The organism is Sphingomonas sp. H160509 (assembly GCF_024124765.2).
GTDB lineage: Bacteria > Pseudomonadota > Alphaproteobacteria > Sphingomonadales > Sphingomonadaceae > Sphingomonas.
On the sequence record NZ_JAMXSR020000002.1, the window covers coordinates 1,774,622 to 1,798,792 of the forward strand.

Genomic DNA, 24,171 nt, shown 5'->3' on the forward strand with positions numbered 1-24,171 from the left:
GCATTGCGTGCCCGCAAGGTTTGGCGGCACCGTGGTTCCGTTCAGCGTCATAAAGACCTGTAAACGGGGGGTTATTAATGGTGATTTCTCGCTTAGCGAGCGCAACTGCGCTGGCCGGTACCTTGTTTTTCCTGCCGGCCTTCGCGGCCGCGCAAACGCAGACGAACGGCGTCGGAACACCCTATGGTCCGGTACAACCCGGCGCCGCGACAACGCCGCCGCCGTCTACGGTCGGCCAGCAAGAATCGTCCGATGCCACGGACCAGACCGCGGCTGTCGATGACGAAATTACGGTCACCGGATCGCGTATCCGCGTGAGCCGCAAGATCGATGCGGCGGTACCCGTTACGACGATCACGGCAGCACAGTTGTTGGGAACGCGTGGTGACGTTTCCCTCGGTGACGCCCTCAACCAATTGCCGCAGCTTCGTTCGACGTTCAGCCAGGCAAACTCGACGGGTAACATCGGTACTGCAGGTCTCAACCTCCTCGATCTGCGCGGGCTAGGCACGGCGCGTACGCTGACCCTGGTCAACGGACGTCGCATCGTAACCGCCGTCCCCGGCAGCTATACGCCCGACGTCAACACGATCCCCTACGATCTCGTGGAATCGGTCGATCTCGTTACCGGTGGCAACTCGGCAATTTACGGATCGGACGCTATCGCCGGCGTCGTCAACTTCCGCCTGCGCAAGGATTACCAAGGCCTGAAACTTCGCGGACAGGGTGGCGTGACGTCGTACGGCGACCGCGGCACCTATCTCGTCAGCGGCGTTGCCGGCCACAATTTCTTCGACGGGAAGATCAATCTTACCGCGTCGGGCGAGTATTCCCGCGCAAACTCGGTCTTCTACAAGGATCGCGACTATCTTGGCGCATTAAGCGGGACCCCGGCTTTTATCACGTCACAGAGCACGGCTGCCCCTAACCGCAATTTCGACGGCGTACCGAACTCGGTGTTCGTTCCGCGCGGCAGCGTATTCAGCAATCGCTCGACCGGTGGCAGCGTCATCACGTCATGCCCCGCAACGGCGACCGCGGCAAACCTTGCTCAGCGGACCAATGTCTGCACCGGACAATTGTCGCCTACCGGTGGTCCGATCGCCTATACCTATGTCTTCCAGCCCGATGGCTCACTCGCTCGCGACAGCAACATCACCGACCTTCGCTCGATCGGCGGCGGCGTGCTGGGCGGCTTCGGCGCCACGGGTGTCGAGGATGCGATGCTGCTGCCTAAGAACGAACGGTATGTCGCCAACATCAATTTGAGCGGCAACTTCTCGCCAGCCTTCAAGCCATTCATCGAAGCGACCTACGTTAAGGTAGATGTCGAGCAGCAGTCGACCCAGCCGACCTTTACCGGCGGTACGCTGTCGTCGACGTTCAGCGTCAACAACCCGTTCCTGTCCGCCGCGAACCGTGCAACGCTGAGCTCGATCCTGGCACCGGGCGCGACGAGCTTTACGCTGAACCGATTCAACAACGACTTCGGCACGCGTTCGGAATTTCACAACCGCGAGACCTATCGTGGCGTGATCGGCGTCGAGGGTGACATCAGCAAGACCGGCAACCTTCACTACGAAGTCGCCGGAAACTATGGTCGCACCGAAAACCGATATCGGACGGGCGGTAACGTCCTGCTCGCCAACTACGGGCGCGCCATCAATGCCGTCGTCGCGCCCGCTAACTATGCCGGCAGCAACTTCGTGCAGAACGCAGCGGGCCAACGCGTCGTCTGCAGCGTCAATGCCGACGCCAACACGGCGAACGACGATGCCAACTGCGTTCCGCTGAACCTGTTCGGCGCCAACCGCTACGACAGCCGCGCGCTCGGCTACACTCTCTACACGTCGACCCGCGATCAATGGGCCGAGGAAATCGACGTGACGGCTTCGCTGTCCGGCGACTCGTCCGGTTTGTTCAGCCTGCCTGGCGGCCCCGTCGGCTTCGCCTTCGGTGGCGAATATCGCCGCGAGGATGCATTCTCGGGACAGGATCCGGTCACGGCATCGGGCGCGACCTTCCTCAACCCCGCCTCGACGTTCGATCCACCATCGGTCAACATCAAGGAGTTGTTCGGCGAGCTTCGCGTGCCGTTGCTCGCGAACATTCCGTTCATTCACGAACTGACGATCGAGGGCGCCGGACGCGTTTCCGACTACGGCGGCAACACCGGTTCGGTCGTCGCATGGAACGCGGGGGGTATCTGGGCGCCATTCCGCGACCTGCGTTTCCGTGGCACATTGGCACGGTCGGTCCGGGCGCCGAACCTGTCCAACCTCTACGCAACCGCGGCTACAACGTTCGTCAACGGCCTGACTGATCCCTGCGATCAGCCCGGCGGCACCAACTCGGGAAACAACATCACCGCCAATCCCAACCGCACAGCAAACTGCGCCGCGGCCGGGATCCCAACGACGATTACGTTTGCCGACCCGCAGTCCGGCGCGCAGCTGGTTCGTCCCTGGACGAACCAGTCGGCATCGGGTGTCGCTGGCGTCAATCAGGGCAATCTCGGCCTGACCCCTGAAATCGGCTACAGCTTTACGGTCGGCACGATCTACACCCCGCATCAGGTTCCGGGTCTGAGCCTCAAGGTCGAATATTATAACATCCGGGTGAAGAACGTTATCTCTGGCCTGACCGGACAGGCGATCATCAACCGCTGCTATGACGATACGAACGGCATCGACAATACGTTCTGCGCTGCCGTCTTCCGTCGCGCGACGGGGGATCCCACGACCAACCTGACCTTCAACGGCCAGACCACGCGGACGATCGACCAGGCGCAGTTCACCTTCCCGACTGCGGGCACCGGCATCGGCTTCATCAACCAGCCGTTCAACTTCGCGCAGCTCAAAACGCGGGGTATCGATTTCGACGCCAGCTATGCGCGGGACTTCGGCGAAAACTGGGGCGTGAACGTCCGGTTCCAGGTCAGCTATGTCATGGATCGGCTGAACTACGCGTACATCACCGAACCGAACCGGTACGATCGTCTGGACAGCACGCTGGGTGATCCGCGTTGGCAGGGTGCCTTCAATGCTGCGGTTCATTCGGGACCGATCGAACTGTCCTACAATGCGCGGTATGTCGGCAAGCAGATCGTTTCAGGTCTGGTGTACGAAACCTTCTTCGCATCGCAGGGGCGCCCTGCGCTCAATCCCGATGCGCGTCCGTTCGTGTATTATGATCCGATCGTCTATCACAATGCACGCATCAACGTTCGGGCGAACGACAAGTACCGCTTCTTCTTCGGCGTCGACAATCTCACCAACGAGTTGCCGCCGTACGAATTGACGGGGACTGGCAGCGATGCAATCTATCCGAACACGGGTCGATTCTTCTATGCGGGTGCGGAATTCAAGTTCTGAACTTTAGGCTTTGAGATATCCTTGGGGCTGCCTCTCAGGCGGCCCCTTTTTGTTCAAGCCCAATGACGATCGAAACGCGCACCAAGACCTGTCAACAATTCATACTGCGAGCGCCCCGACTGATCGGCCGCGACGACCAATGCATAATCAAGCCCTATCCAATCACCCTCTTGCAGACCGGGGGTGGAATCGACGTCGATCGCCAGAAGGTCCATCGACACGCGACCCAGCACCGGCAGGTCGATGTCCCCCGTACGGGCAACACCCCGTCCAGAAAATGATCGGCCATATCCGTCAGCATAGCCCAGGTTGATTATCGCGACTTGCGTGCGTCGGGGTGCAGTCCAGGTCGCGTTGTAGCCCACGGTCGCCCCTGCAGCGACACTGCGAACCTGGAGTATCTGCGCTTCGGGCCAGACGACCTGTCCGATCGTATCGCTAAACTCACCTCGCGGGATGCCCCCATACAGCGCCAGCCCAGGCCGGGTCAGGTCGAACGCATAGCCCTGGAGCGCAATCCCCGCAGAGTTGGCGAGACTCATGTGCTTTGCAGTCGTCGCGCCTGCCAATGCAGCGAACCGGTCGCGCTGCACTACGTTCATCGGCGAGTCCTCGTCAGCGCAGGCCAGGTGGCTCATCAGCGTTTCGATCTGGAGGCCATCGAGCAGACCGGCCGCGATATCGTCCGCCGACACGCCGAGGCGGTTGATGCCGGTGTCGACCATGACGTCGCATGCGCCACCGCCGGCCGCTTTCCAGCGCGCAACTTGTGTCGGGGTGTTGAGGACCGGGCGGGCGAAGCCCGCGGCCGCGGCGGGCATGTCTTCTTCGCGGACGCCGTGGAGGACGGAGACGGTCAGGCCCAGCGGCGCGAGTTCGGCGGCTTCCTGCCAGTTCGAGACGAAGAAGTCGCGGCAGCCTGCGTGTGCCAGGCGGCTTGCGACTTCGATCGCGCCGAGGCCGTAGCCGTTCGCCTTCACCGCGGCGCCGCACGCTGCGGTGCCACTCATGCGGTCGAGTGTGCGCCAGTTCTGAACGAGAGCGTCGCCGTCTAGGCGCAGGCGGAGGGGGGGCAGGAATATCGATCACCCGGCGCGGGATAGTGCCACGGGCGCGGCGCGTCGACCGTCTATGCTGGTTCGCCATTGAATGAGCCGGCGCGTCCGACCGGCACGAGCAGGCGGCGATTGCCGTCGTCCAACGCGGCCACCCGGACTCCGAATACATGGCCGAGCGTTTCCGCGCTCATGACCTGGGCCACGGGACCAAACGCGACGACGCGGCCATCGGCGAGCAGCAACGCATCGTCGGCCGCGCGCTGTGCCTGGACGAGGTCGTGGAGGACGATCGCGACCCCCTGCCCCGCCGAGCGCATAGCCGCGCAGGCGGGCGAGCAGGTCGATCTGGTGCGAAGGGTCGAGGCTCGCGAGTGGTTCGTCGGCGAGCAGCCAACGCGGTTCGCCCGCCAGCATGCGCGCGAGCAGGACACGCGCGCGCTCGCCGCCGGAGAGTTCGCCGACCGGGCGATCCGCGAGATGTTCGGTTTCGGTATCGTGCATCGCGCGGTCGACGGCGGCATGATCTTCGAGCGATGGAGCAGCATGCGCGCCGAGGTGCGGCAGGCGGCCTAGCGCAACAACGTCGCGGGCGACGATGTTCCAATGCACCGTCGCATCCTGCGGGAGATAGCCGATCGCGCGGGCTCGGGCGCGTGGGTCCATCGTCGCGACGTCCTGTGCGTCAAGCCTGACGTAGCCGGTGCTGCGTTCGACGAGCGCGGCGGCCGCCTTGACGAGCGTGCTCTTGCCGGCGCCATTGGGGCCGAGGATCGCGGTGACGCGGCCGGGACTCAGGTGCGCGGACACGTCGCTGAGGACAATGCGCTTGCCGAGCTTCACGCCAAGCGAGTCGATGATCAGATCCATGCGCGGCCTCGTTCCCTGACCAGCAATCCGAGGAAGAACGGCGCGCCAATCATTGCCATGGCCACGCCGAGCCTGACTTCGCCAGCGCCGGGGGCGAGGCGGACGAGGCTGTCGGCGGCGAGCACCAGCGTTGCGCCGCCGAGCGCCGAGGGCAACAGCAAGGCGCTGGGACGGTGGCCGAATATCGGGCGCAGAAGATGCGGAACGACAAGCCCGACGAAGCCGATCACGCCGGTCACCGCGACGCCTGCGCCGACGACTAGGCCGGTTCCGAGCACGACCAGCAACCGGACCCGGCCCATCCGTGTCCCAAGCGACCGCGCCGCCGCCTCGCCCAGCGCCAGCGCATCGAGCGACCGGCCGGTGAGCAGCAGCAACACAGCACCGACCGCCATCGGCGGCAGCGCGAACGTCACGTCGTCCCAGCCGCGATCGGTCAGCGCGCCCATGATCCAGTCGATCACTTCGGCGACCGCATAGGGGTTCGGCGCGATCGAGATCAGGAACGCGGTCAGCGCGCCGGCGAGGCTCGACAGCACCGTGCCCGCGAGGATGAAGGTGATCGCGCTCGGCGACCGCCATGTCAGTGCGGCCAGCAGCGCGACCGCGCCGCCTGCGCCCAGCATCGCGGCGGCGAAGATCGCGGGGCCCGAGCCGAGCCCAAACACGATCGCCGCAACCGCCGCGAGCGCTGCGACCGATGATACCCCGACGACGGCCGGGTCGGCGAGCGGGTTGCGGAGATAGCCTTGCAGCACCGCCCCCGACAGTCCGAGCGTCGCGCCGAGCGCGAGCCCGAGTACCGCGCGCGGCAGGCGGAGTTCGAGGATGATCCACCAGCGCAGGTCGCTCGAGAACCAAGCGTCGAGCGGTACCCAGACTTTCCCGCAGCCGAGCGACAGGCCGAACAGCACGACCACCAGCAGGACCAGCGCGACGAGTTTGAGCGTGCGGGTCATCGAAGCGCCTTCTCGCCCATACCAACCACCGCCACCACCCCGGCGAAGGCCGGGGCCCAAATGGGGGGACGATTGTGACGGCGCGCGGCACTCCGTTACTTCGGTCATTCCAACTGGGCCCCGGCCTGCGCCGGGGTGGTTTTGATATGGGTGTCGCATCACAGCCCCGCCCGTATCGCGGCGAGACGTTCGAGCGCCGGTGGAATGGTCGGGCCGCCGCAATTGATCAGGACACGGGGGAAGACGGCTTGTGGCGTGTTCGGCAACAAGCGGTGGCGGAGCGCAGTCCCACGGCTCGCTCGCTCGGAGGCGATCACGACGGCGGGCGGCTGCGTCACGATCGTCTCGGCGGACAGTGTGCCGGTATGCGTCAGGCCGTAGGTCGCGGCGGCGTTGCGGAAGCCGACGCGGGTCATCATGTCGTTCAGCAACGTGCTCCCCCCGGTGGCGAGATCGCCGCTGATATAGAGCAACGCGCTCGGCGATGGGCCATCCTTGCGGCTCCAGCGCGTCACTGCGCGGTCGATCTCGGCGTTGATCCGCGCGCCGCCCATCGGTGCTCCCGCGGCTTCGGCGATCTGCGTGACCTGCGCCTGGCTCTCGGCGATCGAGTCGGGAATGCCGACCAGCAGCGTCTTCAGCCCGGCGCGCGCGTAGGCCGCTTGCGTCGCGGGCGGCGTGTAGGTGCTGGCGATGACCAGATCGGGGTGGAGCGCGATCACCTCCTCTGCGGTCCCGGCGATCCCGCGAAACCGCCGCGCGACGGCGATCGGGATCGAGGTCGCGGAGGGATCTTGCGAATAATGGCTGATCGCGGCGATCCGTGCGGGCGGCAGGATGCGGACGAGTACCGAATCCACGCACGGATTGGTCGAGACGATCCCCCCCGCCTACTCCCGCGCCAGAGGGTTTTGCGCAGCCCCCGAGCAGGAGGGCGAGGAGGATCGCCCCGCGCGTCACTTCAGGCGCAACCGCACGCCGCCATAGGCCGCCCGGCCGTAATTGCCGTAGCCGGCGATCGTCTCGTACCGTGTGTCGGTCAAATTATCGACGCGGCCATAGACCGCGAACCGCTCGCCGATCGGCAGCTCCGCACGGACGCCGGCGAGCGCATAGCCATCGAGACGCGTGGTGTTGGCGGCGTCGTCGAAGCTGTCGCCGACCATCGTCACGGTGCCGCCGACGGACAGCCCGAACGCGAACCGGTAATCGGCATCGACACTCGCGGTCTGCTTGGGCCGGCGCGCGAGATCATTGCCGAAATTGTCCCCGATCGAGCGGTTCTCGGTATCGATATAGCTGTAGTTCGCCGTCAGCGTCAGCGCATCGACCGGGCGCAGCGCGAGCGCGAATTCGACGCCATCAGCTTCGGCACGCGCGACGTTGTCGTAGACGCCGAACGGGCGGTTGGCGCAGATCGAATTAGGCGTCTCCAGCTCGGTCGGGCTGCAATCGCGGAAGTCGATCTGGTTGCGCGTGCGGCGATTGAAATAGGTGACGCCGACGCGGGCACGATTACCAAGGAAAGCCTGTTCGACGCCAATATCGAAATTGCGCGCTGTCTCTGGAGCGAGGAAGCCGTTCCCGTATTCGGAGAAGAGCTGGTACAAGGTCGGTGCCTTGAAGCCCCTCGCCGTAACTCGCGCGGACGGTGGTGCCGGTGCGCAACGCCAGTGCGGCGTTCGCCCCGAACGTCGTGTGGCTGCCGAAATCGTCGTGATCGTCGTTGCGGACGCCGCCGGTGATCGTGAGGATGTCGATCGGCTTGACGATCAGCTGGCCGTAAACGCTGGTGATGCCGGTATCGGCGAAGGTGACGCCGTCGTTGAAGCGGCTGTTCTCGCGCTCGACGCCTGCAACGATGCGAACCTGATCGAGCGGACGGAAGTCGCCTTGGTACTCATAGCGCTCGCTGCGGCCGCGACCGATGAACGTCACGTCCCCGCCGGGCTGCGAGTAATTGTCGCGGTTGATGTCGGCGATCGTAAACGCCACGCGGTTGTTGAACCGGCCGTCCGCGAGGTTCGCATGCAGCCCCGCATAGCCGTACAGCTCCTGCGTAGTGGAGTAAGCGGGGCTGTCCGCGACCACGAACGTATTCGGGTCGAAGCCGTCGTCGATGTCGACCTTGCTGTCCGCGAAATAGCCGCGCAGGTCGAGGCCGATGCCCGGCGCGAACTCGACGCCGACCCGACCGGTCGCACCATATTGGCGATAGCCGTCGCGCTCGGTGCCGCTGGCCGCCGACGATATGCCATCGGTGCGCAAATATCCGCCGGTCAGCGATCCGGATACCGGACCAGATTTCCCCGAAACGCCCGCGCTCGCGAACACGCTGTCGGCATAGCCATATTCGGCGTTGGCGCGCGCCTGCACGCCTTCGGTCGGCGCGGCGGTGATAATGTTGACGACGCCGCCGATCGCCTGGCTGCCCCACGGCACCGAATTCGGCCCGCGTAACACTTCGATCCGCTCGACCGAACTCGACAGGAGGTTGCCGAAGTTGAAGCCGCCGCCGGTCGACGAGGGATCGTTGACGCGCACGCCGTCGATCACGACGAGCGTCTGGTCCGCCTCGGCACCGCGGATGCGGACGCTGGTCAGCGCGCCGACCGTGCCGTTGCGCGTCACCGTAACGCCCGGAGTGGTCGCGAGCAGATCGGACACCACAGTGGTCTGGCGGCGCTCGATCTCGGCGCGGTCGATCACGGTCACGGCCTGGCCGATCTCGCTCAGCGGTTGTGCGGCGCGGGTTGCGGTGACGACGACTTCGGGAGCGTCGGGGTCGGGAATGTCCTGCGCGTAGGCGGGCGATGCGATCGCCGCGGCGCTCAGGAGAAGGAAGAATTTCGTCATCGGCTGCGTCCTAAACGGAACCGCCAGCGACCATTCGCCGGGCGGCCAGACGTCTCTCGCTCGAGGAAACCCGGAAGGACCGGAGCACTCGTCCGCGCCGGACACCCGCCCGCGCAGTGGATCGACCGTGAGAGGCAGGTCTCCTGGCTTCCGGGTCGCCGCGCCCACCCCGCCTTCCCAGGTCGAAACCCAGTGGCATATCGGGGTGGCCGCTATCCGGTCACAGTTGCGGGTACAGCGCCGGTCTTGCGGATTTGGATCGTGACGACCCGGCCCGCGCACCGACTTCCCTTTTGATCCCGTCGCCGGGAACCCATCACGGGGGGTGGCATTAGTCGCGCGCCAGACACGGGTCAACGCGGGGGCTGCTGATCCTCCCCCTGGCGGGGGAGGATCGTAAGCTCCCTCACCGTCCACCGCACCACCCCGGCGGAGGCCGGGGCCCAGTTGGGAAACGTCGCTAACTGAGCGCGGTCCGTCGTTACTTCGACCTTGCCAACTGGGCCCCGGCCTCCGCCGGGGTGGTGGCGTGTTAGTCGGAACGTCGCTTTCCCTCCCTTGTTCTCCCGCGAAGGCGGGAGCCCAGACTGGGTCCCCGCCTTCGCGGGGAAACATGCTGTCTTTCTTTCCCTGGCTGCGGGCGGATTGACTCTTACCGAAGCCCGTAGCGCAGCCCGACCCAGATCGTCCGCGGCGTAGCGCGCTCGACGATGTTCGCGCCGCTGATCCCTGCCTCGACGCGCTCGTTGAACAAATTCTCCCCGCGAACCTCGGCGACCAGCGAGCGCATGATCGGCAACGCCGCATAGGCATCCAGCGTCGTCGCCGGATCGAGCACCCGCGTATTCTGGTCGTCGTCGAACTGCCGGCCGATGTGCCGCACCGTCAGCGACAGCGCAGCCGCGTCGTGTCGCCAGTCGACCGTCCCCGACACCTGATCGCGCGGAGTCTGCGCCGGCCGCAAACCGTCGAGAGCAGCCGTAATACCCGATCCCTTGACCTTCGAATTCGTATGCGACCACGACGCCTGAACGCCGAACGGCCCCGGCCGATACGACGCATCCAGCTCGAACCCATGCGCGCGGATCGCGTCGAGGTTCTGGCGAACCCTGTAGGTCGTCACCCCCCGGCAACACCTGCGGCGGCGTGGTCGTCGTGACGTTCGCCACAGCATCCTTCAACCGGTTGTAGAAATAGGTCGCGGCGATGCTCACGCCCGGCGCTGGCGTCAGCGTCACTCCGCCCTCGACCCCCGTCAGCCGCTCCGGCGACAGCAGCGCGTTCGCCGCGGTCGCATCGTTGCCGACGCGGAACGGCCGATACAGTTCGTTGAGCGTCGGCAATCGCCACCCGCGATACCCGGCCGCCCGCAACGTGATCGCCTCGACTGGCTGATACGCTACGCCCCCGCGCCCGGTCGTCTCGCTGCCGTCGCGGTCCGCATAGCGCAGGTTGGTCAACGCAGCTCCGCCCGCCAGCGGTCGCTCGGACAGATAGCCACCGTCGATCGACCACCAGTCGACCCGGCCACCCAGGCTGAACGTGAAGTCGCCCGCGACAAGGCTTCCATCCGCGAACATACCCGTCGTCGTCGTGCTCCCGCCGGCCTCGCGCCGCCGCGTCGGCACCGTGTTGACGAACGTATACAGCTCCTGCGTCTTCCCGCTGACGTCGCGAACGTCCGCCCCCAGCCGCAGCGTGATGCTCTCGCCCAGCGGCGGAGCGATCTCGATCCGTCCGCCGAGCCCGGTGGCGGGCGTATTATACTGGTTCAACGACTGGATCGCGGTCGTCCGCGCGGCATTGATGCTGTTGAAGCTGCTCGCGAACGCCCGCGTCTGCAGATACGCCAGCGCTGAATACCCCCAGCGGCCGCGCCCGACCAGCCGGACGCTCGCATCCGCGCCTTCGCTCTTGTTGTCGGTGAAGTCGCTCCCTCGGTCGCGCCGATCGGTGAACGCGCTCGCGTTCATCTGCAATTCGGTCTTCGCACCGATCCCGACGACGGTCCGCAGCGCCCCCGACGCCTGCTCGTACGGCGCGGCGCGATCGACGATCCCCCGACTCTCCTCGACGGTCGGCGTGAAGCCATCCCCCCGCGTGTAAACGCCGGACAGGGTCGCAAACCCCGATCCGCGTACCAGTGCAGCCGACCCCTGAGCATCGACCGAATCCCGGCTGCCATACGCGACACTGCCCTGGAAAGGCGCCGCCTGATCCGGCGTCGCACTTTCGAGCTCGACCGTCCCCGCCAGCGCCCCCGGCCCCTGATACCCGCTCCCGCCACCACGCGTCACGCGAATGCCCCCGAACCGCCCCGTCGCGTACGCAGGGAACGCGACCCAGCCGCCGAACGGATCCGCCTGCGGCACACCGTCGAAGATCAGCAGCGCGCGACTGGACGCATTGCCGCCGATCCCGCGCAACGAAATGCCTTGGCTAGTCGGGTTGGCACTGCGCGAATCAGATCGGCGAAACTGCTGGAGCCCCGCGACGTCGGCCAGCACGCTCTCCAGCCGATTGCTCGCATTCGCCTGGATCCGGTCGCGATCGATCGTGACGATGTCGTACGCACGATCGCCGGGCGCATCGGCAAGCCCGCGCCCGGTGACGACGATGTCAGCCTGCTGGTCGGCGGGCGCGACCATCGTCTGCGCGACCGCGCCACCGGACGAAATCAACACGAAGGCGAGCGTAGAGAGCGAGATACGGATCATCGTCGCCGCATGGCAGCTTTTCCGCCCGCCCGGAATACGCCTCCGACGTCAGGCCGCGCCTAGCTTCGCCGCGTTGCGCACAATCGCCGCCGCACCCACCAGAACCGCCGCATCCTCGACGAACCCCGTCGGCGTCTGGCCGTACTGCGACATCGCCGCCATCCGCGCACGCCAGCCCGGATAGGACGCGGCCACCGCCGTCAGTCCGCCGACCGCGGCACCGATCCACCGCTGCCGTCGCGGGACGAGCGACGCGCCCGCGATCGCCGACGTGACGAACCGCGCGGCCAGGCCGATCGTGACGATCCGGTCGGGCGCGGTCTTCTGCTTGTCCCCCGCCATCTCGCCGATCGCGAGCGCCAGCGCACCCGCCGCGACGATGGGATGCGCCAACAGCTTCGGCGCACCATTGTCGGCGGGCAGTTCGTCGCGAGCGGCGGCGATGGCGACCGCGGCGAGCGGCGTCATCGCGCGCTGGCCACCGACGAGGCCCATCAGGAAGGATGCGAGCATGATGATCTCCGAAAAACAGGTTCGAACGCATTAACGCGCGCGAGACCAGCCGGGGTCCGCCAATGGGGAGAACGGGCGATCTCCTTGATTCAGCAAGGAAACCCGTACGCATGTCGGTCGTTCATCGCGGTATCTCCCCAACGCTTCAGGACATAGATCGATGAGATTCGATGGTAAGATCATAGTGATCACCGGCGCCGCCTCCGGCATCGGCGAAGGCGCCGCACGCCGTTTTGCCGCGGAAGGCGCAACGCTCGTACTAGGCGACAAGGACACGGACGGCCTCGCGAAGGTCGCCGCCAGCCTCGATGGCACGACCGTCGAAACGGTCGAAACCGACGTTTCCGACATGGCCGCCTGCGAGGCGCTGGTCGCCCGCGCGGTCGACAAGTTCGGCCGCATCGACGTGCTCGTCAACGATGCCGGCGTCGACCATCTCGGCAAGCTCGACGAGGGCGACCTCGCCGAATTCACCAAGGTCATCGAGACCGACCTCTACGGCGTCGTCCAAATGAGCCGCGCCGCGATCGGCACCTTGCGCGCGAACAAGGGCTGCATCGTCAACGTCTCGTCCGTATCGGGCCTCGGCGGCGACTGGAACCACAGCTTCTACTGCGCCGCCAAGGGCGCCGTCACCAACTTCACCCGCGCGCTCGCGATGGACGAGGCGAAGCACGGCGTCCGCGTCAACGCGGTCAATCCGTCGCTCACCTACACGGCGCTGACAGCGGGCATGAAGGACCAGCCCGACCTGATCGCGAAGTTCGAGGAGCGCATCCCGATGGCACGCGGCGCACAGCCCGAAGACATCGCCGGTGCGATCGCGTTTTTGGCTAGCGCCGACGCGCACTATATAACCGGGGTCAACCTGCCGGTCGACGGCGGCCTGTCCGCCTCGAACGGCCAACCGGCGCTCTCCTGAGCGCGAGAGGATCACCATGACCGACTATAAGAAAACCGACGAAGCGATCGCCAAGCTCACCCCCGAGCAGTTCCACGTCACGCAGCAGAGCGGCACCGAGCGGCCCGGCACCGGCGAGTATCTCAACACGCGCGAGCCCGGTCTCTACGTCGACATCGTCTCGGGCGAGCCGCTGTTCGCATCCGCCGACAAGTTCGATTCGCATTGCGGCTGGCCGAGCTTCACCAAGCCGATCACGCCCGAGCACGTCGCCGAACTCCACGATCGCAGCCACGGCATGGTCCGCACCGAGATCCGTTCGGCGGGTGCCGACAGCCATCTCGGCCACGTGTTCGAGGATGGCCCGCAGGACAAGGGCGGCCTGCGCTACTGCATCAACTCGGCGTCGCTGCGGTTCGTCCCGCGCGCCGAGATGGAAGCCAACGGGTATGCCGCTTACCTGCCGCAGGTCGACGCGGCAGGCTGACGATGGCGCGTGACGGTGTGCCGCACGGACACACCGTCACGTCTTGACGAGACTTCTCTTCAGCGCCGGGTCGCGAGCTTCGCACCCAGCGCCGTGATCAGCCCGAACACCGCGTGGTTCACGCTGTGCATGCCGATCGTCTTCGCATCGGCCTGCCACTCCGGCGGTTTTACGCCAAGCAACGGCCCCGTGATCCAATGCATCGCCGCATAGAACGCCGCGCCGAACATCAGGCCCGATCCAACGACCGACGCTTCCTCGTCGACGGTCGCGGCATAGACCGCACCCGCCGCCGCAGACAGCAAGAGGTGACCACCCTGCGTTACGGCCTGCTCGCGCGACGACGGCAGGGCATCCGCGGCCGGCGTATCGATGCCCATCTTTTCCGCGGTCTTGCGTTCCAGCGTCACGATCTCGGACGGTTCGCCGCTCTTGCGCTCGCCCGCCATCAACAGCGCGGTGATGCCCAGCCCGGCCACCAGGCCACCTGCGACCGCGCCGGCCATACGTCGCGAATCCGCCCTACTTAAATCCATCGTCGTGCTCCTGAAGTTCTGCCGTCCACAACGCGCGGATCGCAAATCGGCCCACCACGTCGCGCCGCCCGATCGCCTTTGCGAATCATTGGCTTAGCCGCCGGAACAGCAGCCTCCCGAGACTGTTTCGATACCAGGACCCTTTCGCGTCGGCTCGCTCCACCATGAGCGTCCACCACAATCCCGACGCCCCGATCCGACGAGGACCATCATGCCAATCCAGACCACCGACGATCTTCAAATCACCTATGCCGATACCGGGCCGCGCGACGGCCAGCCCGTCCTGCTGATCCACGGCTGGCCCGACGATGCATCGACCTGGGACGACGTCGTCCCCGCGCTAAATGCGGCCGGGTTGCGGACCATCGTGCCGACCTTGCGCGGCTTCGGCGAAACCCGGTTCGTCGGGAATGCACCGCGCGCCGGCAACAGCGCGATCCTGGCGATGGATATGATCGCACTGATGGATGGGCTAGGGATCGGGCGTTTCATGGTCGCCGGGCACGACTGGGGCTCGAACACCGCGGAGGCACTCGCAGTCGGCTGGCCCGACCGCGTCGAGCGGATGGCGATGCTCGCGACGCCGCCCCGTCTCGGCGGCATGCCGACGCCGCCGTTCGAGCAGGCGCAGCGCCAATGGTATCACTGGTTCATGGCCACCGCGCGCGGTGCGCAGGCCGTTCGCGACGACCACAAGGGCTTTGCACACATCCACTGGGTCAATTGGTCGCCCCCCGGCTGGTTCGACGAGGCGACCTTCGCCCGCGTCGCACGATCGTTCGAGAACCCCGACTGGGCCGACGTCACGCTGCACAGCTACCGAGCGCGCTGGAACGAAGTCGAGCCCGATCCGCGCAGCCAGTGGCTCGAGGACAAGGTGAAGGCGACCAAGACGCTCTCGCTGCCGACGATGTATTTCCAGGGGGCGGTCGACGGCGTGAACCCGCCATCGGCGAGCACCACGGTACCCGCCAAGTTCACCGGCCCGTTCGCGTTCGTGACGCTCAACGGCGTCGGCCATTTCATCCAGCGCGAAGCCCCCGACGCGGTCGCGCGCCATCTCATCCAGCTTTTCACCGGCAATCCCGCCGACCTGTCCGACACCACCGACCGGAGCCTTATCATGTCCAAGACCAAGCCCTTCCTCGCTGGCGCTGCCGCGATCGCCGTCGTCGCCGCCGCGGCGATCGGCGTCGCCAGCGCGCAGACCGCATCGCAGACCAGCGGTCGACCGCTCACCCAGGTCGCGCAGTTCGATCATCAGGCAACCGGCGTCGCCGTCACCGCCGACGGCCGCCGCTTCGTCAACTTCCCCCGCTGGACCGACGACGCGCCGATCTCGGTCGCCGAGGTGATGAAGGACGGTTCGCTCAAGGCCTATCCGGACGCCAAGTGGAACAGCTGGCGCAACGCCAAGTCGGCGGAGATGCCGGTCGGCGACTATTTCGTCTGCGTGCAGTCGATCGTCCCCGACGGCCACGGCAACCTCTGGGTGCTCGATCCCGGCGCGCCCGGTAACGAGAAGATCCTCGAAGGCGCACCCAAGCTGGTCAAGGTCGACCTCGCCACCAACCGCGTGACAAAGGTCATCAGGGTGCCGCTCGACGTCGCGTTGCAGGGCACCTACCTCAACGACATCCGCTTCTCGCCCGACGGCAAGACCGGCTACATCACCGATTCCGGTACGCGTGGCGCGATCATCGTCATCGATCTCGAAACCGGCAAGGGCTTCCGCGCGCTCGACGGCCACGGCTCGACGCAGATCGACAAGACCGTGAAGGTGATGACCGACGGCAAGCCGCTCGTTCGCCCCGACGGTCGCCAGCCCGCGTTCGCCGCGGATGGCATCGCGATCTCTAACGACGGCAAGACGCTCTATTACCAGGCACTCACCGGCAAGACGCTCTACTCGATCGACACCACGCTGCTGCGTGACGGCGTCAGCGAGGCGACGCGGGCCGCGGGCGTGAAGACCGTCGCGCAGACCCACGTCGCCGACGGCCTGTGGATGAGCAAGGCGGGTACGCTCTACCTGACGTCGCCGGTGAACAACGGCATCACCCGGCTGGTCGGCGATCATGTCGAGCCGGTACTGACCGACGCTCGCCTGCGCTGGCCCGATACGTTCTCGGAAGGTCCGGATGGCCGCATCTACGTCACCGCCAGCCACATCCAGGACACCAACTGGTTCAAGCCCGGTGCGCCCGCGTCGCTCAAGACCGAGCTGTTCTCGTTCGCCCCCCGCAAAGTGAGGCCCGACATGACCTATCTCCGCTATAACGACGACATCGAGACGACCCAGCCCGACGAGCAGGAGTCGATCGACGGCATCATCCAGGGCATGTCGCAGCAGACGCAAACCGTCGAGAAGCGCGAGGGGCCATGCGGTCCGCGCGAGCCACGCGAAGAGTTCGGCGTGCGTGATCGGCGAACTGACGATCGCGCCCGGCCTGCCGCCCGAACTCGCGCAAGGCATGTTCGCGACGCCCGGCATGCACCCCGTCGCGATCCGCTTCGCGCAAGGGCCGGGCGAGACGCTCGGTGACCGCGTCTCGACGCACCGCGGCATGGCGATCAAGATCTTCGACGTACCCGGCGACAAGCTGTCGGGCCACGATGCCGACACGCAGGATTTCGTGTTCGCGACGGGCACGACGTTTCCGTCCGGCACTGCGCAGGGGTTCCTGAGCGATGCCAAGAAGATCGGTGCGGCAGTGCCACTGCCGGAGGGCTTCAAGAGCGCGGTGTCCAGCCTCGCACGCAACGTGAACAAGGCGCTGCACGCGGTCGGCACCGAGAGCCCCAAGGCGGACTTTTTCGGCCACCCGTTCAGCCATCCGCTCGCCGAACCGTATTTCAGCCAATGTCCGATCCGCTACGGCGATTACGTCGCCAAGCTAGGCGCCTTCCCCGCCTCGCCCGAACAGGCTGCACTGGAGGACTGGGAACTCGACCCGAAGCAGGATGAGGACGGTTTCCGTCATGCCGCCGTCCGCTATTTTGGCGAACACGCCGCGGTCTTCGAACTGCGCGTACAGCTCTGGGCGAACGCCGAGACGCAGCCGATCGAGGATACGTCGGTCGACTGGCCCGAGGAGGACAGCCGCTACCTGACGGTCGGAACGATCCGCATCCCCCGGCAGGAAGCCTATAGCGCCGCCCGCGTCCGGTATTTCGACGACGTGATGACGTTCCGCCCCGCGCACGCACTCGCGGCGCATCGTCCGCTGGGTTCGGTGATGCGCGCGCGCCTACAGGTCTATCAGGCGCTGTCGAAGCTGCGGCACGGCGAGAACGGCATCAAGGCCGAAAACACCGCGAAAATCGACCAGATACCCGCCTAAGACGAGGGTCCCTTCGGGGACCCCGCTTGCGCTCCGGGCAAATAAAAACCCCGCTAGTCCATGGGACTAGCGGGGTTTTCAATGGTGGGCGTGGCAAGGATTGAACTTGCGACCCCTGCGATGTCAACACAGTGCTCTACCACTGAGCTACACGCCCGCCGGAGGGCTCCACTAGCCGCGCTCTTCGCGGCGTGCAAGCCCCTCAATGCATGCCCGTGACATTATCCATCTCGAACAGCCGATCGACCTCGGCGACCAGGTCGCGCAGGTGGAACGGCTTGGACAGCACGCGCGCCTGCGGCATCGCCCGCCCGGCCTTCAACGTGACCGCCGCAAAGCCGGTGATGAACATCACGCGCAGGTCCGCGCACATCTCGCCCGCCTTTTGCGCCAGTTCGATGCCGTCCATCTCGGGCATGACGATATCGGTCAGCAGCAGATCGAACGTCTCGGTTTCGAGCAACGGAATCGCCGCCGTCCCGCGGTCGACCGCAGTCACGGCATAGCCGGAGCGTTCGAGCGCCCGGAGTCAGATACTCGCGCATGACCTGATCGTCCTCGGCCAGCAGAATTCGTAACATCGATCTAAAGTCCCGTTTTCACACGCACATTCCGCGGCCGCCCTACCCTGAAAATGGTTAACATATCCAGGTCGATTGCCCATGCCAGGTGCTGGCCCCTAGCGTGGTGCGATGCAGTCTTCTTCCTTCGAGCGCCTGGGCGCAATGCCGCCCGTGAGCCCGGTAGTGGTGTCCGTCCCGCACGCAGGCCGGGACTATCCGCTCGCGCTCAAGACGGCGTTGCGCGTGCCGCTTGCCGGGCTGCTGCCGCTTGAGGACCGGCTCGTCGACGCGGTGGCGCGCGCCGCACGGACCGATCAAACGACGATCGTCCAGACCCGCGCGCGCGCCTGGATCGATCTCAACCGGCGCGAGGACGAACGCGATCCGCTGCTCGACGAGGGTGCGCAGTCGATGCCGCTTGCCCAGCAATCCGCCAAGCTGCGCAGCGGGCTCGGGCTCGTCCCGCGCCGCGCATCGGGGGGCAGGCGACCTCTGGGCGCGCCGGTTCACCGATGCCGACGTCACCGCGCGGATCGCCAACGATCACCGTCCTTATCATGCGGCACTCGCGTCGGCGTTGAAGGCCGCGCACGATCGATTCGGCGTGGCGGTGTTGCTCGACGTGCATTCGATGCCGCCGCTCGGGCCGGGTGGATCGCGGATCGTGATCGGCGACCGGTTCGGGCATTCCGCCGAGCCACGCTTCATCGCGCGAATCGAAGCCGAGTGCGTCGCGCGCGGTTTCTCTACAGCGATCAACGCGCCCTATGCGGGGGGCCATATCCTCGAACGCCATGCGTGCCCGGCCGCGAACGTTCATGCGATCCAGTTCGAACTGGACCGCACGCTGTATCTCGATCGCAAGCTCCACGCGCCCGGCGCCGGCTTCGCGCGCGTGGTCGATCTGGTCCGCGCGATCTTGGCGGCGCTCACCGACGAGGCCTTGCCCGTACCGCTCGCCGCGGCCGCCGAATGACCGAACGCGCCTAGCCGATCAGCGCGTCCAGCAGTTCCTCGATCCGCCCTGCCCGCGTGATCGGGTCGGCAATGCCCTCGGCGGCGATCCAGCGCCCGTTCTTCTCGACCAGATCGTCGAGCGGTTTCGCCGCAGTCCGATCGTGCGGCGTGAACGCGATCGCCGCGGGACCGGCGTCGATCTGTCGTACGCCCGCCTCACGCGCCATCATCCGGATACGCGCCACCTGCAACAGTCGCAGTGCCGCCTCGGGCGCCTTGCCGAACCGATCGTCGAGCTCCGCCTCGAACAGGTCGAGCGCCGAGACGTCCTCCAGCCGCGCAAGGCGACCGTAGAGCGACATCCGCACCTCCATTTCGGGGATCCACGCTTCGGGAAGACTGCCGCCCAGTTCGAGGTGGAGCTCGGGAATCCAGTCGTCGATCGGCGCACCGCCCTCGCGGTCGATCCGCGCCAGCCGCAACGCGCGACCGAACAGATGCTGGTACAGGTCGATCCCGATCAGCTTCATGTGACCGGCCTGTGCCTCGCCGACCAGATCGCCCGCACCACGGAGATCGAGATCGCGCGCACTGATCGCAAACCCAGCGCCCAGGCGGTCGAACGCCTGGAGCGTGCGCAACCGCTTGAGCGTCGCCTCGGCGATCGTCGCCTCGCCGTCGGTCAGCAGCATCACCTGCCCCCCGCCGTCCACTGCGACCGACGCGTCCACGCAACTGATGCAGCTGCGACAGCCCGAACCGGTCCGCATGATGCACGATCATCGTGTTCGCGCGCGGCACGTCGAGCCCGGCCTCGATGATGTTGGTCGCGAGCAGCACGTCGCCGTCGCCCGCCGCGAACGCGACCATCGCCTCGTCGATCTCCCCCGCCGGCATTTTCCCGTGCGCCTGCACCAACCCGAGTTCGGGCACGAGCTTGGCCAGCTTGGCGGCAAGCGGCGCCATGTCGTCGATCCGCGGCACGACGACGAAGCTCTGTCCGCCTCGCGCACGTTCGCGACGCAGCGCCGCGCGCACCGTCGCGTCGTCGAACTGCGCCACCGACGTACGGATCGGCTGGCGACGTGCCGGCGGGGTGGCGATGACCGACAAGCCCCTGCAGCCCGATCATCGCGGATTGCAGCGTCCGCGGGATCGGCGTCGCGCTGAGCGTCAGGACATGCCCCGCCCCCAACGCGTGCATCTTGGCCTTGTCGGCCGCACCGAACCTTTGCTCTTCATCGATCACGACGAGCGCGAGATCCTTGTATGCGACGCCCTTGCCGGCGATCGCCCCCGTGCCGATCACGACGCCGATCGATCCGTCCGAAAGCCCCGCCCGAACCCGTGCCTTCTCCGCAGTGCTCGACAGCCGCGACAGGCCGGCGACGGCCACGCCGGTCCCTTCGAACCGCTTCGAGAACGTCTCGATATGCTGGCGGACCAGCACCGTCGTCGGCGCGGCGATCGCCACCTGGCGCCCGGCCAGTGCGACGGCAGCAGCGGCACGCAACGCGACCTCGGTCTTGCCGTAGCCGACATCGCCGATGATCAGCCGGTCCATCGGCTGGCCGCTCGCAAGGTCCGCCAGCGTCGTCGCGATCGCCCTCGCTTGGTCCGGTGTCTCAGTGAACGCGAAGCCGGCGGCAAATTTCTCGTACCGGGCACGGTCGGGCTCGATCGGATCGGTCGTCCGTGCGTCGCGTTCCGCAGCGATCGCGGCCAGATCCCGCGCGCTTTCGGCGATCGCGGCATCGATCGCGCCACGCCGCTTCTGCCACGACGCGCCGTCGAGCGAATCGAGCGTGACCGCGTCGATCTCCGCGCCATACCGCCAGATCCGGTCGGCCTCGCGCACCGGCACCAGGCGGCGGCCTTCCTTGGCATATTCCAGGACGATCGCGTCGCCGTCGGTCCCCGGCAGCATCTCGAGCCCGCGGACGACGCCGATCCCGAACTCCTCGTGGACGATCACGTCGCCGCATCGCAGTTCGCTCGTCAGTCCCGGCAACATGCCCGCGCTGCCGCCCGCGATCTCGTCTCCACGCGCGCGCCCACCGAGCAGGTCCGCGCCGGCAACGACCGCGGTCCCGCTTGCGACGAACCCGCGATCGATCGGGGCGACCAGCAACATCGCGGTGCCGGGCCTGGCCGACACGACGTCCGTCCAGCGATCGACCGACGTGAAGGTGATCTTCGCCGCTCGTTCGAGCCTGGGCTGGAGGAACCGCAGGTCGCGCGGCGATCCCACGACGAGCAGACGCCCATCCGCGAGCGCGTCCTTGGCAAACCGGGCGAACGCACGCGCCGGATCGCGCCGTTCGATGAATCGCGGGGGCATATCGTCGCCGACGTCGAACGCGGCCGTTTCACGTTTCGCGATTTCGGTTGCCCAGACTTTGTCGAGGACCAGATCGGCGGAGGCACGACGTCGGGGTAGGCCATCCGCGGCGATGGCAAGAAACCGATCGCGCCGCTTTTCCGCATCCCGGTCGAACGCGATCGCCGCATCCGGTAGGTGCGCGAGGATCGACACGCCCTTCTCGACCACAGGCTCGGTCGCGCGACCTATCTCGACGACGTCGACGTCGCCCAAGCCGAGCTGAGACACCGGATCGTAATCACGCAACCCCGTGATGCGGCCATCGGCGAATTCGATCCGGACCGGGGTCTCGCGATCGGCGGGGAACACGTCGATCACGCCACCACGAACCGCGATCTCGCCGGGTTCGTCGATCCGATCGTCGGTGAGGTAGCCGACCTCCTCGGCGATTTCGGCAAACGCCTCGATATCGATCGGATCGCCGACCTGTAGCCGCGGTGGCGCCACGTCGAACATCGGCGGCGGCGGATAGCGTACCGCAGTCGCCTCGGCAGTCGTGACGACCAGGATCGGTGCGGCCTTACTCTCGGATCCCGCGCGCAGCCGTCGCAACGCCGCAACCCGACGTCCGACATTGGCAGGCGATGCCGGCGCGTCGTCGCCCGGCAGCGCATCGCTCGACGGCACGTGGACGACCAACGCATCTGGCGCGAGCGCCGCCGCGATGGTCGCGATCTCCGTCGCTCGCTGATCGTCCGCCGCGACGTAGACGAGGTTCCCGCCGGACAAGCGCTCGACGATCGCCGCCGCCAGCGGCGCTACCGCGCTAGTTTTCGCCGCTATCGCTGGCGCGATATCCGCATTCTCGACGTCTTGACTGACCTGAAGCACCGATACGCATCCTTCTTTCGAAGATGAACGTGGTGTCGGCAGCGTGCGTTCCGGCGATACTATCCTCGATCAGGGTATTCGATCACCATTCGAAGGCAGGAACGATCGTGCGCCGTCCGACCAGGAACGCGTCAGCCACGAGCCGCAGCGGTGTTACGTCCACGTCGCGGGAGCGCGAACCGACGAGCGCCGCGAACTTGGCATAGAGCCCGGGATATTCGGCATCCGTGGCCTCGGTGACCGTGCCGTCGATGTCCAGGATCGCGCCGCCCATGCTCAGCTTGAGCGTACCGTCATCGGTTTCGACGACGATGTCCCATTGCTGCGGCCCTTCGTGGAGGAAGTCGAACGCCGCCGTCACGGGGATGTCGCCGCAGGTGAGATCGATATCGGCAGCCAGCGGCGACATCCGGCCTTCCGGCACGTGCAGGTCCGCACGGTGCACGACCCAGTCGCCGGGGAGGATCTCGGTCACGATCGACAGCGCGTTGATGCCGGGATCGAACACGCCGAACCCGCCCGCTTCCAGGATCCAGTCCTGAGCAGGGTGCCAGCGCCGGATATCCTCGCGCCATGCGATCGTGACGCGCTCGACCGTGCGATCGGCGAGCCACGCGCGCGCCGGCGCGACGCCGGCCGCTTCGCGCGAATGCCAGGTCGCGAACAGCGAACGACCAGCGGCAACCGCATGCGCCTCGATCCGCGCGACCTCGGACAGCGTCGCGGCAGGGGGGCTTCTCCATCATGACGTCCAGTCCGGCGTCGAGCGCCGCCATCGCGATCGCGGACCGTCCGACCGGCGGCGTGCAGATCGACACGGCATCCAGGTCATGCCCGGCCGCGAGCAGTTCGGCGATGTCGTGGTAGTTATCGACGCCGTCGACCACCGCATTACGGCTGACCGCCGCGACCAGTTCAAATCGCGGATCGTTCGCGATCGCCGGCAGATGCTGGTCGCGTGCGATCTTGCCAACGCCAATGATCGCCAGCCGGATCGGCTTTGCGGACTTTGCCTCGGTCGCCATTAAAACCCTCTCAGTTACAGTATAACGGTGCTTACTCGTCGCCGATCAGCGTCAGCACGTCGCCGATGATCCGCGTCATCGCGATCCGTGCCGCAGCCGGGTCACGTGCGATGATCGCGTCCGCCACCGCGGCGTGATCGGGAATATTGGCGGAACGGCCCTTGATCCGGTTGGTGAAGCGGATCGACGTCCGCAACGCGGTCGAGACCACCGATTGGAACTGCGCGTAGAACGGGTTCTTCGACGCCCGGAGGATCGCCATGTGAAACGCGATGTCGGCCTCGAGCGGATCGGTCGTTCCCGCCTCGCCCGCTTCCATCTGCGCCAGTCCGTTGCGGATCGCCGCCTCATCCGCGGCGTCGCCGAACCGCGCCGCCAATGCCGCGGCCTCCGGCTCGATCGCGACGCGCAACTGGTTGAAGTGCCGCAACAACTCGACCGAGAACTTGCGCTCCAGCGTCCAGCGCAGCACGTCGGTATCGAACAGGTTCCAGGAACTTGCGGGTTGCACGACGGTCCCCTGCCGCGGCCGCGCGCTGACCAGGCCCTTCGCAGTCAGCATCTTGACCGCCTCGCGCGTCACCGATCGGCTCACGCCATGCGTCTTGGCGATCTCCGCTTCGGTCGGGAACGGACGGTTTTCATAGCGTCCGGTGACGATCGCCCGCCCGAGCGTATCGAGCATCCCATGCGTCAGATTACGGCCCAAGATCGCGGTGGCCGGAAGAACGTCGGTGTCTGTCGTATCGGTCGCCATCGGCCGGGTTTTGGCGCAACGCGCTCCTGGTGTCACGCGTCTT

The 24,171-nt window shown here is 66.5% G+C and carries 15 protein-coding genes, 1 tRNA gene, 6 pseudogenes and 1 riboswitch; of the genes and pseudogenes, 6 read left to right on the forward strand and 16 right to left on the reverse strand.

Annotated features, from left to right (window positions below; translation table 11 throughout):
• Positions 1–77 precede the first annotated feature (77 nt).
• Positions 78–3,374 (forward strand): TonB-dependent receptor domain-containing protein, encoded by a 3,297-nt coding sequence (locus NHF48_RS10335; RefSeq protein ID WP_263816835.1) that lies wholly within the window; start codon positions 78–80, stop codon positions 3,372–3,374.
• A 53-nt stretch (positions 3,375–3,427) separates the two neighbouring features.
• On the opposite strand, the gene NHF48_RS10340 is transcribed toward NHF48_RS10335, so the two are convergent.
• The 8 genes and pseudogenes from NHF48_RS10340 to NHF48_RS10375 all read right to left on the reverse strand — a co-directional run bounded on the left by NHF48_RS10340 (position 3,428) and on the right by NHF48_RS10375 (position 12,344).
• On the reverse strand, positions 3,428–4,456 hold the full coding sequence (locus NHF48_RS10340; protein WP_263817029.1) for an alanine racemase: 1,029 nt from the start codon (positions 4,454–4,456) through the stop codon (positions 3,428–3,430).
• A 3-nt stretch (positions 4,457–4,459) separates the two neighbouring features.
• A complete protein-coding gene (locus NHF48_RS10345; RefSeq protein WP_253071058.1) occupies positions 4,460–5,299 on the reverse strand; it encodes an ABC transporter ATP-binding protein in 840 nt (279 codons plus the stop codon).
• Positions 5,290–6,258, reverse strand: a complete 969-nt coding sequence (locus tag NHF48_RS10350) for a FecCD family ABC transporter permease (RefSeq protein ID WP_253071059.1) — start codon at positions 6,256–6,258, stop codon at positions 5,290–5,292. Before NHF48_RS10350 ends, NHF48_RS10345 begins: the two co-directional genes overlap by 10 nt.
• A gap of 158 nt (positions 6,259–6,416) precedes the next feature.
• Positions 6,417–7,118 (reverse strand): ABC transporter substrate-binding protein, encoded by a 702-nt coding sequence (locus tag NHF48_RS10355; RefSeq protein ID WP_253071060.1) that lies wholly within the window; start codon positions 7,116–7,118, stop codon positions 6,417–6,419.
• Between the two features lie 96 nt (positions 7,119–7,214).
• Positions 7,215–7,868 carry a TonB-dependent receptor domain-containing protein gene (locus tag NHF48_RS24960; RefSeq protein WP_342454620.1) on the reverse strand — a complete coding sequence of 218 codons (654 nt, stop codon included), beginning with the start codon at positions 7,866–7,868 and terminating at the stop codon, positions 7,215–7,217.
• A complete protein-coding gene (locus NHF48_RS10360; RefSeq protein ID WP_342454621.1) occupies positions 7,774–9,114 on the reverse strand; it encodes a TonB-dependent receptor plug domain-containing protein in 1,341 nt (446 codons plus the stop codon). Before NHF48_RS10360 ends, NHF48_RS24960 begins: the two co-directional genes overlap by 95 nt.
• Before the next feature lie 116 nt (positions 9,115–9,230).
• Positions 9,231–9,446: riboswitch (cobalamin riboswitch) on the reverse strand.
• Positions 9,447–9,766: 320 nt separating this feature from the next.
• Positions 9,767–11,831 (reverse strand): annotated as a pseudogene (locus NHF48_RS10370) (TonB-dependent receptor).
• 48 nt (positions 11,832–11,879) lie between these two features.
• Complete coding sequence (locus NHF48_RS10375) at positions 11,880–12,344, reverse strand: DUF4126 family protein (RefSeq protein ID WP_253071061.1); 465 nt, start codon at positions 12,342–12,344, stop codon at positions 11,880–11,882.
• Positions 12,345–12,504: 160 nt separating this feature from the next.
• Here NHF48_RS10375 and NHF48_RS10380 point away from each other — a divergent pair, with 160 nt between their 5' ends.
• Complete coding sequence (locus NHF48_RS10380) at positions 12,505–13,266, forward strand: SDR family NAD(P)-dependent oxidoreductase (RefSeq protein WP_253071062.1); 762 nt, start codon at positions 12,505–12,507, stop codon at positions 13,264–13,266.
• Positions 13,267–13,282: 16 nt separating this feature from the next.
• Positions 13,283–13,732, forward strand: a complete 450-nt coding sequence (msrB, locus tag NHF48_RS10385; RefSeq protein WP_107961427.1) for a peptide-methionine (R)-S-oxide reductase MsrB — start codon at positions 13,283–13,285, stop codon at positions 13,730–13,732.
• Between the two features lie 59 nt (positions 13,733–13,791).
• Here the strand turns inward: msrB and NHF48_RS10390 are convergent, their stop codons facing one another.
• A complete protein-coding gene (locus NHF48_RS10390; RefSeq protein ID WP_253071063.1) occupies positions 13,792–14,238 on the reverse strand; it encodes a hypothetical protein in 447 nt (148 codons plus the stop codon).
• Between the two features lie 241 nt (positions 14,239–14,479).
• Between NHF48_RS10390 and NHF48_RS10395 the strand changes: the two genes are divergently transcribed.
• Positions 14,480–16,813, forward strand: a complete 2,334-nt coding sequence (locus NHF48_RS10395) for an L-dopachrome tautomerase-related protein (RefSeq protein WP_253071064.1) — start codon at positions 14,480–14,482, stop codon at positions 16,811–16,813.
• Positions 16,814–17,694: 881 nt separating this feature from the next.
• Here the strand turns inward: NHF48_RS10395 and NHF48_RS10400 are convergent.
• Together NHF48_RS10400 and cpdR are read right to left on the reverse strand one after the other, a co-directional pair.
• Positions 17,695–17,769, reverse strand: a tRNA-Val gene (locus tag NHF48_RS10400).
• Between the two features lie 45 nt (positions 17,770–17,814).
• Positions 17,815–18,193, reverse strand: a pseudogene (gene cpdR / locus NHF48_RS10405) (cell cycle two-component system response regulator CpdR).
• A 144-nt stretch (positions 18,194–18,337) separates the two neighbouring features.
• Here cpdR and NHF48_RS24965 point away from each other — a divergent pair.
• Both NHF48_RS24965 and NHF48_RS10410 read left to right on the forward strand, forming a co-directional pair.
• A pseudogene (locus tag NHF48_RS24965) lies at positions 18,338–18,589 on the forward strand (N-formylglutamate amidohydrolase); the annotation flags it as partial.
• A gap of 4 nt (positions 18,590–18,593) precedes the next feature.
• On the forward strand, positions 18,594–19,151 hold the full coding sequence (locus tag NHF48_RS10410) for an N-formylglutamate amidohydrolase (RefSeq protein ID WP_342454622.1): 558 nt from the start codon (positions 18,594–18,596) through the stop codon (positions 19,149–19,151).
• Between the two features lie 10 nt (positions 19,152–19,161).
• Here the strand turns inward: NHF48_RS10410 and NHF48_RS10415 are convergent, their stop codons facing one another.
• From NHF48_RS10415 to NHF48_RS10435, 5 genes and pseudogenes are all read right to left on the reverse strand, one after another.
• Positions 19,162–19,824 carry a TRCF domain-containing protein gene (locus NHF48_RS10415; protein ID WP_253071065.1) on the reverse strand — a complete coding sequence of 221 codons (663 nt, stop codon included), beginning with the start codon at positions 19,822–19,824 and terminating at the stop codon, positions 19,162–19,164.
• A gap of 76 nt (positions 19,825–19,900) precedes the next feature.
• Positions 19,901–20,098 (reverse strand): annotated as a pseudogene (locus NHF48_RS24970) (helicase-related protein); the annotation flags it as partial.
• Positions 20,099–20,330: 232 nt separating this feature from the next.
• Positions 20,331–21,971 (reverse strand): annotated as a pseudogene (locus NHF48_RS10425) (DEAD/DEAH box helicase); the annotation flags it as partial.
• A gap of 457 nt (positions 21,972–22,428) precedes the next feature.
• Positions 22,429–23,371, reverse strand: a pseudogene (locus NHF48_RS10430) (Gfo/Idh/MocA family protein).
• Between the two features lie 31 nt (positions 23,372–23,402).
• Positions 23,403–24,128, reverse strand: a complete 726-nt coding sequence (locus NHF48_RS10435) for a FadR/GntR family transcriptional regulator (protein ID WP_107954384.1) — start codon at positions 24,126–24,128, stop codon at positions 23,403–23,405.
• Positions 24,129–24,171 lie beyond the last annotated feature (43 nt).

Excerpts from the sequence above, each read along its gene's own strand:
- NHF48_RS10335 (WP_263816835.1), top strand. The coding sequence starts at position 78 with ATGGTGATTTCTCGCTTAGCGAGCGCAACTGCGCTGGCCGGTACCTTG.
- NHF48_RS10345 (WP_253071058.1), bottom strand. The coding sequence starts at position 5,299 with ATGGATCTGATCATCGACTCGCTTGGCGTGAAGCTCGGCAAGCGCATT.
- NHF48_RS10350 (WP_253071059.1), bottom strand. The coding sequence starts at position 6,258 with ATGACCCGCACGCTCAAACTCGTCGCGCTGGTCCTGCTGGTGGTCGTG.
- NHF48_RS10360 (WP_342454621.1), bottom strand. The coding sequence starts at position 9,114 with ATGACGAAATTCTTCCTTCTCCTGAGCGCCGCGGCGATCGCATCGCCC.
- NHF48_RS10375 (WP_253071061.1), bottom strand. The coding sequence starts at position 12,344 with ATGCTCGCATCCTTCCTGATGGGCCTCGTCGGTGGCCAGCGCGCGATG.
- NHF48_RS10380 (WP_253071062.1), top strand. The coding sequence starts at position 12,505 with ATGAGATTCGATGGTAAGATCATAGTGATCACCGGCGCCGCCTCCGGC.
- msrB (WP_107961427.1), top strand. The coding sequence starts at position 13,283 with ATGACCGACTATAAGAAAACCGACGAAGCGATCGCCAAGCTCACCCCC.
- NHF48_RS10390 (WP_253071063.1), bottom strand. The coding sequence starts at position 14,238 with ATGGCCGGCGCGGTCGCAGGTGGCCTGGTGGCCGGGCTGGGCATCACC.
- NHF48_RS10395 (WP_253071064.1), top strand. The coding sequence starts at position 14,480 with ATGCCAATCCAGACCACCGACGATCTTCAAATCACCTATGCCGATACC.
- NHF48_RS10415 (WP_253071065.1), bottom strand. The coding sequence starts at position 19,824 with ATGCTGCTGACCGACGGCGAGGCGACGATCGCCGAGGCGACGCTCAAG.
- NHF48_RS10435 (WP_107954384.1), bottom strand. The coding sequence starts at position 24,128 with ATGGCGACCGATACGACAGACACCGACGTTCTTCCGGCCACCGCGATC.